Source organism: Streptomyces sp. EDA2-14 (assembly GCF_054963755.1).
In genome coordinates, this window is record NZ_JBUEGE010000004.1 from 346416 (window position 1) to 364371 (window position 17956).

Annotated in this window: 15 protein-coding genes; 11 read left to right on the top strand and 4 right to left on the bottom strand. The window is 68.9% G+C overall.

The window, feature by feature from the left end:
- Positions 1-2: 2 nt before the first annotated feature.
- The 11 genes from ACY34M_RS14750 (at position 3) to ACY34M_RS14800 (ending at position 16550) form a co-directional block, all read left to right on the top strand.
- Positions 3-431, top strand: a complete 429-nt coding sequence (locus ACY34M_RS14750) for a hypothetical protein (RefSeq protein WP_462718079.1) — start codon at positions 3-5, stop codon at positions 429-431.
- A gap of 9 nt (positions 432-440) precedes the next feature.
- Complete coding sequence (locus ACY34M_RS14755; protein WP_462718080.1) at positions 441-1031, top strand: phage tail tube protein; 591 nt, start codon at positions 441-443, stop codon at positions 1029-1031.
- A 101-nt stretch (positions 1032-1132) separates the two neighbouring features.
- A complete protein-coding gene (locus ACY34M_RS14760) occupies positions 1133-1561 on the top strand; it encodes a hypothetical protein (protein ID WP_462718081.1) in 429 nt (142 codons plus the stop codon).
- Between the two features lie 14 nt (positions 1562-1575).
- Positions 1576-1965 (top strand): hypothetical protein, encoded by a 390-nt coding sequence (locus ACY34M_RS14765; RefSeq protein ID WP_462718082.1) that lies wholly within the window; start codon positions 1576-1578, stop codon positions 1963-1965.
- 16 nt (positions 1966-1981) lie between these two features.
- Positions 1982-7924 carry a peptidoglycan DD-metalloendopeptidase family protein gene (locus tag ACY34M_RS14770; protein ID WP_462718083.1) on the top strand — a complete coding sequence of 1981 codons (5943 nt, stop codon included), beginning with the start codon at positions 1982-1984 and terminating at the stop codon, positions 7922-7924.
- The gene (locus ACY34M_RS14775; protein ID WP_462718084.1) at positions 7924-8868 is read left to right on the top strand and encodes a phage distal tail protein; all 945 of its coding nucleotides are present in this window, start codon (positions 7924-7926) and stop codon (positions 8866-8868) included. The genes ACY34M_RS14770 and ACY34M_RS14775 overlap by 1 nt, the downstream gene beginning before the upstream one ends.
- A gap of 1 nt (position 8869) precedes the next feature.
- Positions 8870-10657, top strand: a complete 1788-nt coding sequence (locus ACY34M_RS14780; RefSeq protein WP_462718085.1) for a Gp37-like protein — start codon at positions 8870-8872, stop codon at positions 10655-10657.
- Positions 10657-11673, top strand: coding sequence for a hypothetical protein (locus tag ACY34M_RS14785; protein WP_462718086.1), 1017 nt, complete (start codon positions 10657-10659; stop codon positions 11671-11673). Before ACY34M_RS14780 ends, ACY34M_RS14785 begins: the two co-directional genes overlap by 1 nt.
- Positions 11674-11695: 22 nt before the next feature.
- The gene (locus tag ACY34M_RS14790) at positions 11696-13603 is read left to right on the top strand and encodes a right-handed parallel beta-helix repeat-containing protein (protein WP_462718087.1); all 1908 of its coding nucleotides are present in this window, start codon (positions 11696-11698) and stop codon (positions 13601-13603) included.
- 20 nt (positions 13604-13623) lie between these two features.
- Positions 13624-16284, top strand: coding sequence for an SGNH/GDSL hydrolase family protein (locus tag ACY34M_RS14795; protein WP_462718088.1), 2661 nt, complete (start codon positions 13624-13626; stop codon positions 16282-16284).
- Entirely contained in the window at positions 16284-16550 is a 267-nt protein-coding gene (locus tag ACY34M_RS14800) for a hypothetical protein (RefSeq protein WP_462718089.1), read from the top strand. Before ACY34M_RS14795 ends, ACY34M_RS14800 begins: the two co-directional genes overlap by 1 nt.
- Here the strand turns inward: ACY34M_RS14800 and ACY34M_RS14805 are convergent.
- The 4 genes from ACY34M_RS14805 to ACY34M_RS14820 form a co-directional block, all read right to left on the bottom strand.
- Positions 16547-16771 (bottom strand): hypothetical protein, encoded by a 225-nt coding sequence (locus ACY34M_RS14805; protein ID WP_462718090.1) that lies wholly within the window; start codon positions 16769-16771, stop codon positions 16547-16549. The genes ACY34M_RS14800 and ACY34M_RS14805 overlap by 4 nt on opposite strands.
- A gap of 104 nt (positions 16772-16875) precedes the next feature.
- On the bottom strand, positions 16876-17274 hold the full coding sequence (locus tag ACY34M_RS14810) for a hypothetical protein (protein WP_462718091.1): 399 nt from the start codon (positions 17272-17274) through the stop codon (positions 16876-16878).
- Entirely contained in the window at positions 17267-17686 is a 420-nt protein-coding gene (locus tag ACY34M_RS14815; RefSeq protein ID WP_462718092.1) for a helix-turn-helix domain-containing protein, read from the bottom strand. The genes ACY34M_RS14810 and ACY34M_RS14815 overlap by 8 nt, the downstream gene beginning before the upstream one ends.
- Positions 17679-17888: a hypothetical protein gene (locus ACY34M_RS14820; RefSeq protein ID WP_462718093.1), complete on the bottom strand. Its 210-nt coding sequence runs from the start codon at positions 17886-17888 to the stop codon at positions 17679-17681. Before ACY34M_RS14820 ends, ACY34M_RS14815 begins: the two co-directional genes overlap by 8 nt.
- Positions 17889-17956 lie beyond the last annotated feature (68 nt).

Consider the following 17956-nt stretch of genomic DNA (forward strand, 5'->3'; position numbering starts at 1 on the left):
CCATGACCACATCGGTTGTCCTCCCCGACGGCAAGCAGATCGCCATCCAGCTGCTCGCCGCCGCCCTGGACGGAGTCCTCGTCACCGGGAAGCTGCCCGCAGGCACCGCCCTGAACGCAGCCCTCCCGGTCGTGCGCGTGCTCCGCGTTGGCGGCATCGCCGACATGCGCGGCTGGAACGACCCCGCCAACCGGGACAACCCCCGCTTCACCGTCGACTGTTACGCGGACTCGGATCACACCGCACTGCAGCTTGCCCGGCGCGTCTGCGCCGAATGGGAGCTGCTACCGGGCCGCGAAACCGCCGACGGCATCGTCACCCGGATCAGCCAAGAGACGGGCCCACAGGACCGACCCGAAGAGCCGAACACGGGAGTCGCCCGCGTCGGCATGACCCTGGGGATGAGCGTCAGCCCACCCCAAGCGATCTAGGAGGTTCCCGTGGGCGACGCATCCACGATCATCGTCGGTACCGCCGGCAAGGCGTACATGGCCGAGGTGGGCAGCACGTTCCCGACCGGCCCGGAAGAGGTCTGGGGAACGGATTTCACCGACATGGGCTTTGTGACTCCTGACGGTCTCGAGGAGGCTATGGAGGAGGAGCGCACGCAGCTCGACGCGTGGGGCGAGGACGCCCCGGTCGTCGACCTGGCGCGCAAGCGCACGCAGACGTTCAAGCTGGCGTTCCGGCAGACCACGGCGCCGCTGCTGTCGCTGTACTACCAGGTCGCCTACGCGAACATGGCGTCGACTGCGGCGGTGACGACGGGCACTCCGAAGAAGCAGTTCCTGTCGTTCGGTTCGGGTTCGCTGTCGGACACGGTGGAGATCGCCCTCGGTCTCGACGTGATCATGTCGGGGAAGCGGCACCGCATCATGATCGCCCGCGCTGGTGTCACCGACCGCGAGTCCATCAAGCACAACCCCGAGGACTCTTCCAACTTCGGCCTGACCTTCACGGCGCTCGCCGCTCCCGGCGGCGCCCAGTCGGTGCAGCACTTCGTCACCGACGTCGCCCTCCCCACCCCGTAACCCCTGACTGGTGGTCCGTCGCGCTCATCTCCTGGGCGGGGGCGGCACGACGGGCCACCTGCACTGCCCCCGCCCCGCCCTCGCCCACGAAGGAACCGATCATGTCCAAGCCGAACCGCAAGGTCATCCGCCTCCAGCAGCTGCGCGCCCAGCAGACCCAGGCAGCAGGCATCAAGCACGTCGACGTCGTCTACGAAGCCCCCGGGGAGGCCCCCGGTACCGTCGTCGAGAAGACCTGCTCGTTCCTCACCCAGGACTACTGGCCCATCGAAGTCCTCCGCAGTGCGCAGGACGCGGGCGACACCGACCAGTTCGACATCCTCAAGCGCGTCGCCTCACCCCCGGATGCCTTCGACGAACTCGTCTCCATCGCCCAGATCACCGTCGGCGAACTCAAGGAGCTCGTCGAGCAGCTCGCCGACGAGGCGGGCACCGACGAGGGGGAAGGCTCTGGCTCCTCCAGCTCCTCGACGAGCATGCAGGAGCCGTCCGCGCCGACCTCCAGCGCTACTACCCCGGCCGCCGCCTAGACGAGTTCTGGGCCATGTCCTGGGGTGAAGGCTCGATGAACTGGTCCGAACTCCGCGACCTGGTCCAGGCCCTCCCCGAGGACTCCGCGACCAAGGCAGCGACAGCGGGCGGCGAGCAGGAGGAACAGCGGTGGAACAACGCCACCTTCCTGCAAGCCGCCACCTACAACGCGCTCCTGGTCCTGGTGCGCATCCTCTGGGTCGCGCACCTCAAGGGCCGGCCGCCGGACATGAAGGCAGTCAGCCCGCCGACGCTCGCGTCGGACGCGACTGAGGACGAGGCCGCCGTCGCGATCAGCGAGCACCTGCTCAACCAGTACAGCCCCGCCCAACCCGAAGCCGATCCGGACGAGATCGCCGAGTGGAAGCAGCGGATCCGAGAGCTCGAAGCACAAGGCGTATAGGTAGGAGGGAGGCGGCATGGCCGAGGCGACGACGGTTGGGCGCACGCGGGTATCACTGATCCCCGACACCAGCCGTTTCGGCACCGAACTTGCCGCCGAACTCCCCAAGGCCGTCCGCCCTGGTGCCCTCAAGGCCGCGGACGTCATCGGCGACACGATCCAGCGCCGCCTCGACACGCTGCGGCCCACGGTCAAGGTCAAGGCCGACCTCGACGTCACCGGCATCAAGGAACGCCTCGACAAGCTCACCACGACCCGCAAGGTCAAGCTGGGCCTGGAACTCGACACCGGTCCGGCGAAGGCCCAGCTCGACAAGCTGGCAGCGAACCGCAAGGTCAAGCTGACAGTCGACGTCGACGACACCGGCGCCAAGCAGAAACTCGACCGACTCACGGCTGACCGCAGGGTGAAGGTCACCGCGGACGCCGACACCGCGAAGGCCGGGCAGGCGCTCGACCGGCTGACCCGTGACCGCACCGTCAAGGTCACGGTCGACGTCGACGAGTCCACCGCCAAGACCAGGCTGAACGGCATCCTCGGGCAGCGCACCGTCGACGTCCTGCCGAAGATCCAGCAGGCAGCCTATGCCGCCGCGGAACGCCAGCTCGACCGGCTGTGCAAGGACCGCGTCGTGCAGATCCGCGCCAACGTGGACACGCGGGTCGGCGCGCAGGAGATCCGCAACCTCGTCCGGCGGCAGCGTGTCCGCATCGGCATCGACGTCGATACCCGCGTCGCCGCCGACGACATCGCCAACCTGACGCGCCGCCGCCAGATGACGGTCCAGGCACGCGCCGACACGACCGCAGCCAACACCGCGCTCAACCATGTCGCGAGGGATCGCACCGCGAACGTCCGTGTCAGAACCACGGGCCTGGCCGCGCTCACCGGAGCCCTCGGCAACCTCGGCAGCGGGGGAGGCGGCAGCGCGGGACTTGGCATGCTCGGCGGCCGTATCGGCATGATCGCCGCGGCAGCTCTCCTCGCCACACCGTCCATCTCCTCGCTCGGCGCCGCGATCATCCAGCTCGGGCCGCTCGCCGCCACCGCCGCACCAGCACTGGCCACACTGATCGGCGGGTTCGCCGCCATCAAGGTCGGCACCACCGGCATCGGCGACGCCATCAAAGCGGCGTTCACCCCGGCGTCGGGCGAGATGTCGAAGGCCGCGTCGGCGACGAAGCAGGTCGAATCCGCGCAGAGGTCCCTCGCCCGCGCCCAGAGGTCGCTGCAGGACGCTCAGACGCAGGCCGCCGAACGCGTTCGCGCCGCACAGCGAGCCGTCGGCACAGCAGAACGCGACCTCGCCTCCGCGCAACGCGACTCCCGGCAGGCCCAGTTGGACCTGACCGCGGCTCGCCGCGAAGCCGTGCGCGAGCTGCAGGACATGAACAACCGGCTCATCGACGGCCGGCTGGGGGAGCGGGAGGCGACGCTCGCCGTCCAGCAGGCCGAGGAAGACCTCGCCCGCACCCGCAACGACCCCGCCGCCACCCAGCTGCAGATCCAGCAGGCCGAACTCGCCCGAGACCGCGCCGTGCAGTCCCTGTCCGAGCAGCGCACCGAAGTGTCCCGCCTCGCCAAGGACACGGCGGCGGCGAACAAGGCGGGCGTCGACGGCTCCAAGACGGTCCTCGACGCGAAGCGCCAGGTTGCGCAGGCCGACCAGCAGGTCGCGGACCGGCAGCGCGCCCTGTCGGAGGCGCAGCGCGGCGTAGCGCAGGCGCAGGTGGAGGGGCAGCGGCAGGTTCGCGACGCGCAGGAGGCGGTGGCGGACGCCGCCCGGAGCATGGCGCAGGCGCAGCAGCAGGCCGCCGTGCAGTCGTCCGCGCTGGACACGGCGATGGCCCGGCTGTCGCCGAACGCACGCGCGTTCGTGGGGGCGTTGCAGGGCATGGCGCCGGCCTGGCGGGCGATGCGCCTCGACGTGCAGGACCGGCTGTTCTCGGGCCTCGGTACTCGCATGCAGCAGGTCGGCGGGCAGATCCTGCCGGCCGTCCGCAAGGGGCTCGTCGGTGCCGCGGGCGAGCTGAACACCATGGCGAAGAACGCCCTGGATGCGGTCTCCAACCTGGAGAAGGCCGGAACCCTGGCCAAGCTGTTCGACGGCATCAAGACCAGCCTCGGCAACCTGTCCCGTGTGCCGGGCCAGATGGTCACCGGGTTCGCCCAGCTGTCCGTCGCCGCGCAACCTGCCTTCGACCGCATGACAAAGGGCCTGGCCGGCGCCATGGACCGGGCCATGATCAAGCTCGACAAGGCGTTCAAGAACGGCAACCTGACGAAGGCGATCGACACCGCCCTCGACGTGGCGATCGAGTTCGGGAAGGTGCTCGGCGACATCGGCGGCATCGTCCGGGTCGTGTTCAAGGCGGCGTCCGATGCGGGCGGCAACTTCTTCGGCACCATCGGCGCCGCGATCAAGGAGATCCGGCGGGTCCTCGAGGCCCCCGAGATGCGCGCGGCCCTGACCTCGATCTTCAAGGCCCTGAACGCTGTGGCGAAGCTGCTTGCGGGAGCCCTGGGTGCAGCGATCGAGGCGGTCCTGCCGGTGCTCGCCGCGCTGGCGCCCACCGTGGAGGCGCTGGGCAGGATCCTCGGCCCGGTCATCAACGACTTGCTGAAGACCCTGGGCGCCGCCCTGGTGCCGGTCGCCGAGGCACTCGGGCCGATCCTCGAGCTGGCGGCCGTCGCCGTCGGCAAGCTAGTCACCGCGGTGTCCCCGCTGCTCACCGTCATCGGCGACCTGATCGCGGGCGCCCTGCCACTACTGAAGCCGCTGTTCGACCAGTGGATCAAGAGCATTGACGAACTGTCGCCGCTGTTGACCCTCATGGCGACCACCCTCGGCGTCGCGCTGAAGCCGGTCCTGAACGCGCTGGTGAATCTGCTGGTGCAGGTCGGCGTGCAGATGGGCAAGGCATTCATGGACATGGTCCGGCAGCTGCTGCCGGTCATCCCGCAGCTCATCCCGGTGATCGTGCAGCTCGCCGACTCGATCGCCCAGATCCTCATCGCGGTCACCCCGCTGCTGCCGCAGATCCTGACGCTGTCGACGCAGTTCATCACCTTCCTGCTCCCGGCGATCATTCCGCTGATCGAGCCGCTGTCGAAGCTCGTGATCCTGCTCCTGCAGTTCGCGACCTACGTGATCACACAGAGCGTGCTCCCCGCCCTCGCCGGCCTGATCGCCTACATGCAGGCGATGAAGGAGAGGATGCAGCCCGCGGTCGACGCCGTGAGCTGGGTCGTAACGAAGATCAGCGACTTCTTCTCGTGGCTCTACGACAAGCTGCTCGGCCACTCGACGATCCCCGACATCGTCAAGGGCGCCGGCCGCTGGTTCGGTGACATGTACGACCGCACGGTGCGCATCTTCACCAACCTGCGCGACAGTGCCTCCCGCCTGTGGAACAAACTCTGGGACCGGGTGAGCAGCAGCGCGTCCGACGCCTGGCGCCGGGTCCGCGACGGATTCAACAAATGGCGGGACCGCTTCACCGGGGCATTCCGCGACATGCGCGACAAGATCAGCGACCAGTGGGGGAAACTCGGCGATCTCCTCCGGAAGCCCGTGCGCGTGTGGGTGGAGACGATCTACAACAAAGGGATCGTGAGCGTCTGGAACGCAACAGCCGCCCACATTCCAGGCGTCGGCAACCTCAAGCCGATGAAGCTGCCCAAGGGATTCGCCCGCGGCGGCATCCTCCCCGGCTGGTCCTCCTGGCGCGACGGCGACGACCAACTCGTCCCCATGCGACGCGGCGAAGGCGTCTACGTCTCCGAAGCCATGCGCGACCCGTATGAGCGGGCCCGCCTCCACGCCGTCAACCAGGCCGCCATGGCCGGGCGTTCGCTCTCCCAGTTCCGGGGCTTCGCCGAGGGCGGCATCATCGGGGACATCACCAGCGGCATCAAGAACGCGCTCGGCGGCGGAGCAGACGCCGCCCGCGGCGGACTCGCCGACCTCGCCGAAACCGCGTTCAAGCCGGTCAACGCCGCGATCCGCAAGGCGTTGGGCGGCAACTCGAAGACGTGGCCGGGCCTGGTCGGCAGGATGCCGACGATGCTGATCGACAAGGCCGTCGACTACATCCGCGGCAAGGAAGCCGAGTCCTACGGCACCGGCCGGTGGATGAAGCCCGTCAACGGGCCCTTCGGCACCCGCTTCGGCGTGCGCGGCGGCATGTGGTCCTCCGGCCGCCACACCGGCCTCGACTTCCCCGTCAGGACCGGCACGAAGGTCGTCGCCGTCGACACCGGCATGGTGTCGCTGGCGGAATCCGGCGGCCCCTACGGCAAGCACATCGTCGTCAACCACGGCGGCGGCTTGGCCTCCCTGTACGCGCACATGTCGTCGCTCGGAGCCAAGGTCACCCAGCGCGTGACCCGCGGCACACGGATCGGACAGTCGGGAGCCACCGGCAACGTCACCGGCCCGCACCTCCACCTCGAGGCCCGCATGAACGGCAAGCCGGTCGACCCGATGCCGTACCTGCAAGGCGGGGACGGCGGCGGCCGGGGCGTGCAGCGCTGGCGCGGCGTCGTCGAGTCCGCACTCCGCCAGGTCGGCCAGTCCGTGTCGCTCGCCAACACGACCCTCCGCCGCATGAACCAGGAGTCCGGCGGCAACCCCAGGGCCGTCAACCGCAACGACATCAACTGGGTGATGGGGCACCCCAGCGTCGGCCTCATGCAGGTCATCGAGGGAACCTTCAGGGCCTACGCCGGGAAGTACAAGCGCACCGGCCCGTTCATGTACGGCGTCAGCGTCGACCCGATGGCCAACGTGTACGCCTCCATGCGCTACGCGCTGAGCAGGTACGGCTCCCTGTCCAGGGCCTACAACCGGCCCGGCGGCTACGCGCTCGGCGGCATCGTCGGCGGACTCCGCATCAACCGCGGCCTGCCGTCCGCAGGTTACGCGTCGGGCGGTGTGATCCGGGTCGGCGGCAAACGCATCAGCACCGGGCCGATCGCGGCGTCGGTCGGCTCCGACTTCATCAAGGCACTGGCCGGCACGGCGGCGCAGATCGACGCGGCAATGGACAAGGTCGCGAAGGCCCTGAAGAACGCGTTCAAGGGCGTGAAGACGACCCTGGACGACAAGCTGCTGAAGCAGGTCAGCGTCCAGAACAAGGCGCTGCAGACGCTGGCGAAGTCCCGCGACGAAATCAAGGCGAAGATCACGGCAGCGAAGACGCTCGCCACCGAAAGCACCACCCAGGCAGCGCAGTTCACAGCGCTCACCTCCCTGCCGAACGGCGGTAACACCTTCGACGCCTCCGGCATCCTCGCCGGGCTCAACACCCGGCTCGCCCAGGTGAAGAAGTTCGGGGCGAACATCAAGAAGCTGGCCGCCCGCAACCTCAACCGGGACCTGCTGCAGCAGATCATTACGGCCGGACCGGAGCAGGGCGCGGCCTACGCGCAGGCCCTCGTCGACGCGACGCCGCAGGAGCTCAAGGACATCAACGTGGCGCAGTCGTCGATCGCGTCGATCACCACGCAGTTCGGCAAGGACGCGGCAGATGCGATGTACGACGCGGGAGCCCTGTCCGGCAAGGGCTACTTGACGGGCCTGACGGCGCAGCAGAAGTCCATCGAGGACAAGATGAGCGCCCTGGCGAAGGCGATCCAGAAGTCCATCAAGAAGGCTCTGAAGATCAAGAGCCCCAGCCGGGTGTTCGCGGAGATCGGCGCGTTCACGGCGCAGGGCTTCGCCCAGGGCATCGAGTCGGCCACACCGCAGGCCTCGAACGCCGTCGCGGCCATGGCGCGCACCGTCCGCGCCACCGCCGCCACCACTGCGACGCGCGTACAGACCACGAACAACGTGCGCCAAGGCGGCGACCGACACCTGCACTACCAAGCCACCACGCGTGAGGTCGCCTCCCGGCAGTCCGTCCTCGACGCCCTCGCCATAGAAGACATGCTCAACCGGACGGTGGTGGTCTAATGCCTCTCCTCGTACCCCCGACCGGCGTCACCCCGGAACCGCCCTGGGAAGGCGTCCCGTGGCCCACCCTCATCAACCAGATGCCGCAGGTCTCCTTCACGGACCCGCGGGGCGTCACGACGCAGCTGTCGGACTGGGAGAGGGGCTGGCTGCTGCAGCCCGGCGCCAAGGGCCTCGACATGCCCGGCTACGCCTTCTCCACCGACGAGTCGCCGGGCATCGACGGCTACGCGCTGCGCGGCGTCCGCGCCCAGGGCAAGGAGATCGTGCTGCCGCTGGCCTTCTGGGCCAACGACAGCCGCGCCGCCTACCAGGCTCGTCGCCGAGCGTTCATCAAGTCACTCAACCCCAAGCGGGGCGTCGGCACCATGACGCTCACCGAACCGGACGGGGCAACACGAACGATCGGCGCCTACTACACAGGCGGCTTGGAGGGCGACGAGTCCCTCGACGCAGCAGGGGAGCGGTGGTGCATCAACGCGATCACCTTCGGCTGCCCCTCCCCGTACTGGATCGGCGAACCCCACAGCTACGAATGGAAGAGCGCCGTCGACGGCACGTTCTTCCCCGTCCTGCCACTCACCGTCGGCGACTCCCAGACCCTCGGCGCCGTCACCGTCGACAACCCCGGCGACGACCTCGCCTACCCCGTATGGACCGTCACCGGGCCCGCCACCCAGATCAGCCTCACCAACGACAGCACCGGGCAGGTCCTGGTCATCAACCGGACGCTGGCGAACGGCGACGTCGTCACCATCGACACCCGCGAACGCCGCCAGACCGCCGTCCTCAACGGCGGCATCAACCTGTGGCCCGACATGTCGACAGCCTCCGAACTGTGGGCGCTCGCCGAGGGCGTCAACGACCTCACGCTCACAGTCACCGGCTCCGGCGCCACCACCCGCGTCGCCATGACCTACACGCCCCGCTACCTGGGGTCCTGAGATGCCCGACACCTACCCGAACTGGGCGGCCCTCGCCGCCGCCGAGACCGCCGGCGTCGACTACCGCATCGAGGTGCGCACCACTGCCTCGGACATGTCGCACCTGGCGATCCACGGCGGCGGCATCGAGCAGGGCACCACCGAACTCGCGAACGCGGTCGCGCTGGCGACGGGCGGCCAGTACTACTCCATGCTCGGCCTCAAGAGCAGCGGCAACAGCGTCCTGCACATCACGTCGACGCACTTCGACGAGCCGCAGGCCGTCGCCATGCAGCAGTCCGTCTACTACACGGTCTCCTACCACGGCTACAGCGGCGACGACGAGGTCACCCACCTTGGCGGCGCCGACCTCGTCCTCCGCGACCAGATCGGCGAGGCACTCGACGCGGCCGGCTTCGACGTCGACATCGCCTCCGAGGAGATCGACGGCAACGACCCCCTCAACATCACGCAACGGAACCGGCGCGGCCTCGGCGTGCAGCTCGAACTGTCCCGCGGGATGCGTGCCGCGTTCTTCCCCGGCGGCGACCTGTCGCGGGCCATGCGCGAGTCCGGACAGCGCACCCCCGCCTTCCGCGCCTACGTCGCCGCGCTCGCCTCGGTGCTGTCCCCGCCGTCGGACGACGGGCGGCTCCGCCTGTACGCCCGCGACCAGAACCTGCAACGCATCGGCCGCATCGACGATCACACCAGCCTCAGCGTGGTACCCCGCCACAACATGCTCGGCGCCTACACCCTGGAGATGTCGGCCGACTCCCCGCAGGCCGACCTCCTCGTCGAGGGCAACGGGCTGATCGTGCAGACCAGCCGCGGCGACACCATCCTGTCCGGGCCGGTGCGCACCGTCGACTGGGCCCGCTCCTCCAGCGAACCCGGCAAGCTCACGATCGGCGGCCTCGACGACACCGAAGTCCTCTCCCGCTACACGTGCTGGCCTTCCCCGGCCGCGGCGATCGGATCGCAGACCGCATCCGTCTACAAGATCGACACGGCGTCCACCGAGACCGGCATGCGCGACCTCGTCAACCTCAACGCCGGACCCGGCGCGCAGACCAGCCGCAAGCACCCGCTGCTCACCCTCGCCACCAACGGACTCCGCGGCCCCGCCCTAACCCGAGAGGTCAACCAGTTCGACAACCTGCTGACCGTCCTCCAGGACATTGCGAGCGCCGCCGGGCTGGGCTTCCGCGTCGTCCAGGTCGGCACGGCCCTGCAGTTCCAGGTCTATACGCCCGCCGACCGCTCCGGCACCGCCCGCTTCTCCTTCGGCCTCGGAAACCTGACCGACGCCTCGTACAGCACCACACCGCCCACCTGCACCCGCGCCGTCGTCGTCGCCGGAGGCTCCACCAGCCCCCGCATCTGCAAGGTGTACGACCGCCCCGACCCCCTGTTCCCCGGCCTGGTCCTCGAGCAGTTCGTCGACCAGACATCCGTCGACACCGCGTCCGTCGACCTCACCGCACAGATGGACCAGGCAGGCGCCGAGGCGCTGTCCAACGGGGCAGGCAAGGGCTCCCTGTCGGTCTCCCCGGTCGACATCCCCCAACTGCGCTACGGGCGCGACTACAACGTCGGCGACGTCATCTCCGCCCAGCTCCGCGGCGGCGACTGGTACACGGACACCGTCGGCGAAGTCACGCTCACCGACAGCGCCACGGACGGCACCCAGGTCAAGGCCACCATCGGCGGCGACAGCACCGGAGACGGCGTCGTCGCCCGCATCTACTCGTACATCGCCCAGGTCAAGAAGGACGTCGGGCGCCTGAAAACAAGGAAGGCAGCCTGATGGCAGAGTTCAGCGCACCGTTCGACGGCGCCCCCGTCACCACCCAAACCCAGTGGTCCGGCATGGCCAAACGCTGGGGGCTCGACGGCGTCCACGCCGTCGACACCACCTACGTCAGCCTGTCCGTCACGGCCGCCGGAACCAACACCGTCGCCGTCGCCCCCGGCCGGGCGTTCGTGAACGGCTTCTACTACCACAACAACTCGACGAAGAACCTCTCGGTGCCCGCCAACTCGGGCGGCACGGCCCGCATCGACCTGGTGGTTCTGCGCGCCGACCTGACCGCGAAGTCCGTCACCGCCGTCTACAAGACGGGCGGCACCAGCGCGCCGGCGCTCACGCAGATCGACGACGGCACCTGGGAGATTCCTCTCGCCCAGTGCACCGTCGCCGCCGGAGCATCCGTCGTGACGGCCACCAACGTCGTCGACAGGCGCTGGTTCACCGACCGGGGCGTCATCCCCTCAGTGCCGGGCGCACGCCCCCCAGCGACGAAGAACCAAGTAATGGCGGAGAGCGGCAAGCTTTACCTGGGAGACGGCGTCAACTGGAACTGGATCGCCACCAAGGGCGTCGACGACTCGACGTACACCCCGGTCTGGAACTCGTCGACCACCGTCATCAACTGGGGTTCCGGGTCGACGAACATTGGCCGCTACCAGGCTGTCGGGAAGCGGGTCGACGTCACGATCCAGCTCATCCCCACAGGCAACCCGCCCGCATACACGGAACCCATCCAGGTTTCGCTGCCGCCCGGGCTGCCCTGCACGTCCGCACACCGGTCGATTTTTAACTGGACGTTCACCAGCGACAACGGAGAAGGCGGAGCCGTCGGTTTCGGGTTCACCTTCCCGACGACGGACGGCACCAACAAGATCGCCCGCCTGCGGTATCCGACCTCCAACGGCAACAGCGTCAACGACACTCCCAACGCGCTGAACTTGTTGACCAACCAGCCTTTCAACATCCGCACCGGCGATGTCCTGACCATCGACGGCTCCTACTGGACCGCCTGAGCGCCGCAAGGAGGGAGCACACATGCGCCACCTCTTCGGCGGCAGCCCCGCCGACTACGCCATGGAGCGCGTCGACAGCCTCCTGCAACTCCGCCCCGGCGCCATCGGCGAGGTGTGGGACGCACCCCGCGGCGGAACACAGCTCACCGACCTCACGGACCCTACGGGCGGCCCGCAAAGCACCGTGACCGCCGACAGCGACGGAGCCGTCTCGTTCTACGGGCCGGACGGCGTGGCGGCCTGCTACGTCGACTTCGGCTACGGCCGCCGTGACACGCTCGTCGCCACCGACCTGGGTGATGTCGTCCAATCACTGATCAGCTCCGGCGGAACACCCGGCGGCTGGGCACAGCTCGACGGCGGCGGGCGCATACCTCCAGGGCAGTCGGCCAAGGCTCTCGACCGGTTCATCGTGACGGACAGGGCCTACGGTGCAGTCGGCGACGGCATCGCAGACGACACGGCAGCCCTCCAGGCCGCCATCGACGCAGCCGCCCAACAGGGCGGGGGGATCGTCGTGCTGCCCGCCGGCCACACCTTCGCGACCACCGACTACCTGGCCGTCACGTCGAACCTGATCGTCTCGGCCTACGGGGCGACCATCAAAGCGGTCGGCGTGCACGGCCTGGTGCGCATGTACCGGCCGGGGGATTCCTTCACCGGCTTTGAGGGGCCGTCGGGAATCCGGATCGAAGGTGGCACCTGGGACGCAAATGCCTACGACGGATCCACTGGCAGCGTGTCCGGGCTGGTCAACGCGTTCACCCTGGGCCATAACAGCAACATCGTCTTCCAGGACGTGACGATCACGAACGTGTCGTGCGCGCACGCGATCGACATCACAGCCTCCCGCAACGTCCGGATCCTGAACTGCAGATTCCTCGGCTTCACCGACAACACCCTTGATCACTCTCGGGACTTCTCCGAGGCGATACAGCTGGACTCGGCGCTCACCGGGTCGGGAGCCATCGAAGCGTTCGACAACACCGTCACCCAGGACATCCAGGTGTCGGACTGCTACTTCGGCGGCAGCGGCCGACTCGGACCCTTCGGGCGCGCCGTCGGCTCCCACACCTCCGTCAGCGGCGACTGGTACGACAACATCCAGATCCTCGGCAACCGCATCGAAGGCGCCCGCCAAGAAGCAGTGCGGCCCTACGCGTGGCGACGAGCCATCATCGCCGACAACATCATCTCCGGCACCGGCACCAGCAGCATCGTCATCACCGGCCCCGACCCTGCCGCCGTCGGCTACAACCTGACCAGCCACCTGGTCACGGTCGCCAACAACCACATCGAGGCGCCGACGACGAACACGCCGATCCGCGTCGTCGGATACTCCGCAGCCCGCCCGACCGGCATCCGGATCCACGACAACACGGTGATCAACAGTCCGTCCACGGGCATCTACGTCAGCCAGGCCGACCGGCCGGCCATCACCGAGAACACCGTGATGGGCAGCGCAACGAGCAGCATCTACGCGATCAACTGCACCAACCCGCGCATCGAGGACAACCACAGCATCGGCGCCATCGGCGCGGCAATCGGCATCGACACCTGCACCGGCGGCTACATGGCCGACAACACCATCGACGGCGCCGCCACCGGCACCGGGCATGGCTGCTTCGTCCAGCTGTCGACCGACGTCACCGTCACCCAGAACCGGGTCAGCGCAGTACGCGGATCCGCCGTCCGCTCCACCAACGCCGCCCTACGGACACGCATCACCAGCAACACGATCATCCGGGGCGGCGTCACCGCCCTCGGCGTCGACATCACAGCCTCCGCCACCGGCGGCGTCGTCATCGGCAACGACCTCAGCGGCGGCAGCTGGCCCGCCGGGACGGCCCTCAGCTTCGCCTCTGGATCCAACCCCGTAACGGACTGGTCGGCGGGCACCGCCAACCCCGGAATGAACCTGGTCTCCTAAGACCTGAAGGAGAGAACGCCGTGGCACGACACCCGTTCGGCGGGAGCCCCGCGGACTACGCGATGGAACGCGTCGGCACCCTGCTCCAACTGCGTCCCGGCGCGGTCGGCACCGTGTGGTCGGCCGCGACGGGCGGCACCCAGTACACCGACCTGACCGACCCGAACCTCAACCCGATCGCCGAGGTCACCGCCGACTCCGACGGCGCCGTCGCCTTCAACGGACCCGATGGCGTGACCCGCGTTTACGTCGACTTCGGGTACGGACGCCGCTACTCGATGATCGCCACCGACCTCGGGGACGTCGTCCAGACCTTCATCGCCTCCGGCGGCACGGCCGGCGGGTGGGCGCAGCTCGACGGCTCCGGGAAGGTGTCCCCGGAGCAGCTGCCGACGGGCTCCGGTGGCGGCAGCATCGCCTCCGCCTACAGGCTCGTCGCCGCCTCCACCGCCCCCAGTGACGTGAAGGCGGCAGCCCAGTACGTGTGCGACGGCGTCGCCGACGATGTGCAGATCCAGCAGGCCATCGACGCCACCAAGGCGGCCGGCGGCGGCGAGATCGTCCTCACGGCGGGCACGTTCAACCTGGCTGCTCGTCTGCTGTTCGAGGGCGCCGACGACGTCAACGTCGAACTCGACGTGCGACTGCGAGGGCAGGGTCCGAAGTCGACGACGCTGGTGGCCGCGTCGGGGCTGGTGTCGGCGATGCACCTGTCCAAGGTGATCCGGGTGCACTTCGGGGACTTCGGGGTGAGCGTTACGGGCGGCACACACGGTATTTCGTCGGCGACGACGAACGCAACGAACTCCGGCCACCGCAGCTTCTGGCACTCCAGCTTCAAGAACCTGCAGATCAACGGCCCGTGGGACGGATCGCACTCCGGGTGGGGCCTGCACCTCGGCTCCCCGTTCCGGTCGGTGTTCGAGAACCTCGAGCTCGGCGGCGTCGGCAACGGGGCCCGCATGTTCTCCGAGCACGCCGACTTCAACCCCGGCGACTGCACCGTCACGCGCATGTTCGTCGAGTCCGTCGGCAACAACAAGATCGCCTTCCAGATCGACAGCACCACGAACACCGGCGTCATGAACCAGATCGAATTCATGATGTGCGAAGCCATCGCCTCCGGAACCGGCTGCACCGGCATCCACGTCAACGGCACCGGCGGATGGGGCACCACCCACACCCACTGGCGCGGCATCAACCTTGAAGACTTCGACAAGCTCCTGCACGTCGAACGCGGCGCCGACAACGACTTCCGGTTCAACCACATCCAGCTCCGCGCTACCGCGGGTCTGACCGCCTTCACCTTCGGCGCCAACTCGTTCAACAACGCCGTCCTGTCCACCGGCTTGCTGTACGCCGCCGCGAACTGCAAGCTGTTCGCCGACGCCAACACCATCGACGTCAACTCGCCGAACCGGGTCGAGAACAGCCGCATCTACGGCGAGACCAACGTCAAGGTCACCAGCAGCGTCAACCCATCCGCCAGCACACTCCGACGCAACATCATCGGCAACACCACCGCAAGCACGCCCAGCGGACCCGGCATCTACGTCCCGCCCGGATGGGGCAAGTTCTGGCAGGCCAAGCGCGACTCCGCAGCAGCAGGCAGCGGGCTCGCCCGCATCGTCACGGTCGGCGGCTCCGCCACGCAGGGCATGTACGCCTCCAACCCCCGCACCAAGTCCTGGCCCGGCGTCCTCGCCACCACCCTCCAGGGACTGTACGGCGACGGCGGATCCGGCCTCCAGCAGACCTCCCTGTCCGCAGCACTGCTCTCGTCCGGGGACGCCGCAGCTCTGTCCGCCTGGACCACGGCCGGCGCCATCGTCACCGCGACCGGCACCTGGCTGCAGGGCGGATCGAAGTACGGGCCGGGCGCGAACTACCTCTACAACGACGTCGCGGGCAGCACGCTGACGTTCAAGCCGCGCGGCACCACCGTCAAGATCTACACGGTCGTCGGGTCCGGCACCCGCCCCGCGATGCTGTACTCCATCGACGGGGCAGCGGACGTGTCGGTGGCCCAGCCGTCCGGCACTGCTGCGATCCAGACGACCACGGTCACCGGCCTGTCCGACACCACCCACACCGTCGTCCTCAAGGTCGGCGCCGCATCCACCGGCCAGTTCCTCTCCGTCTGCGGCGTCGCGGGCGAACGAGCCTCGGGAGTGGTCGTCAACAACTGCGCGCTCGCTGGCGCGACGTCGGCGACGTTCGGGAACAACGCGACCACCGCACTCAACGCCACCTGGAACGGCGGCGTCGACTACCCCTGCGACCTCGCCATCTACACAGCCGGCCCCAACGACGCGGCGGCGAACCTGACCGGGGATGCGTGGGCGGCGAACGTCGCCAAGTGGATCAAGGCGGTGCGGGACACTGGCACCGCGACCGGCAACACCGACATCATCCTCGCCACCCCGCACCTCGGCACCCACGACACCGTCAACTTCAAATACCAGGACTACGCCGAGCGGGCCCGCGCCCTCGCCGACGTCTACAACTGCGCGATCGTCAACTGGTGGACCCTCGGCCGCAACAGCTGGCAGTACTGGAACAGCCTCGGCTACTGGGGCACGAACGCTGGCACGGGCGCCGCGGGCGCCGACGCCGTCCACATGTCCGACGCAGGGTTCGCCTTCATGGCGGGCGTCGTAGCCCCACTCCTGGCCAGCTGATGGGCGACGGACTCCGAACGGGCAGCATCGCCGGGGCGCTGCCCGCCTACGCCGGCCTGCGCGCCGACATCACCGCCCCCGCCGGTACGGATCCGGGGAACGTGCCGGGCGGGGGAGTGGTCGTCGGTTGGGTCCTCGTCGCCGACGCCACGGAGCGTGGGGGAGCGCGCGTCGAACCCGTCTTCCTGGCCGCGGGCCGCACGTGGACCCCCGACCAGTACCGGGCCGTCTACGGGGCGCAGTTGGGTGTGGTGGTGCGGGCCTAGGCGGACTCGGCGACACCCTGCTCCTCGGCAAGCCTCATCAGGCGCAGCGTCCAGCCGTCCGGAGCCAGTTCGCCGCGCAGCTCGTCCCAACCTGGGGTTGGGTTGCTGGCGACGAACCCTTCCTGGGTGATCCCGGAGACGGTGGCGGTGAGACGGCGATGTTCTCCACCCTCCTCGTACTCCACCCAGACCGGATCACCGACCCTGATGCCGTTGTCCACGGTTAGTCCTTCCTGCGAGGTCGCGAAAGAAGTGCAGCCATCCAAGAGTGGTAACCCAGCCGACGACGGGGATCGCCAAGGTCAGCAGGAAGTACCGCCACGTCTCACCCACGCCGCACCTCCACGTCCTCTTCGTCCGCAGCCTCAAGCCCGTAGGCCTCGGCGAGGGCGAGGATCGTCGGGCAGTTGCCGCCGCCCTCGATGACGCCGTCGTCGACGTGGCAGGGGCCGCAGTAGAAGCCGGGGCCGCGATTCGAGGGAATCTGCGTGTACTCGTGCATGGCGAGGAGCCGCACAGTGAGTCGACTCCAGCGGGCCTCGCTCGCGGGGGCGTTGGCGGCCTTCTGTGCGATCCACTCGTGCAGGCCGGGCGTCACATCCCACTCCGCCACCGTCACAGGCGTCCGCATCAGCGGCTTGAGATCCCTGACCTCCAGCCTGCCCGATGAGGCCCTGTGGCAGAGGCCGGCCAGCTCGTCGTTTGCCCGCTGGTGCTCAGTCATCGTCTGCCCCCACGAACTTCACTGCCTCCCGTGGCGCACCGAACACGGTCCGGGACCCGTGCCGCAGCCACAGCCAGCCGTCCCGAGTGTCGACGCTCGTCGCCACGACGCCCTTCACGGCGTCGCCGGCCAGGCCCACGGTGAACGTGCGCTCCGACTCGACCGGCCGGGGCGTGAACGGCTCCACCAGCATCACCGGCAGCGGCACCTCGAAGGCCTGCGCGAGCGCGGCGAGTTCATCGACCGCGATACGCCGCTTCCCGTTCTCCAGCTGGCACAGCGTCGCCTCACTCATCGGACAACCCAACTCGGTCATGCGCGCCGACAGCTGCTTCTGGGAGACGCCACGCCACTTCCGGGCCGCACGCACGTTGCGGGCCAGAGACGCCTCGGCGGTGAACACGTCAGGCATCGGTGGCCTCCTGCCAGGTGCAGCCGCTCTCTGCGTGGACGCCGCAGAAGTCGGGATCGCAGTGCTTGACCGGGCAGTGGGCGGTCGGAGGCCCCTGCTCGGCGAGCGATGTCTTGGCCTCGGCGAGGCATGCCGTGTAGGGCTTGCCGGTCTCGGCTTGGAGTTTGCGGGCCAGCTTCTGGGCTGGGGTGCGCCTTGTCATGGCGGGCCTCCGGGTGCGGGCCGTGCGGGGAAGGGCGGCGGGCCGGGCCCGCACGACCGGGCCCGCCG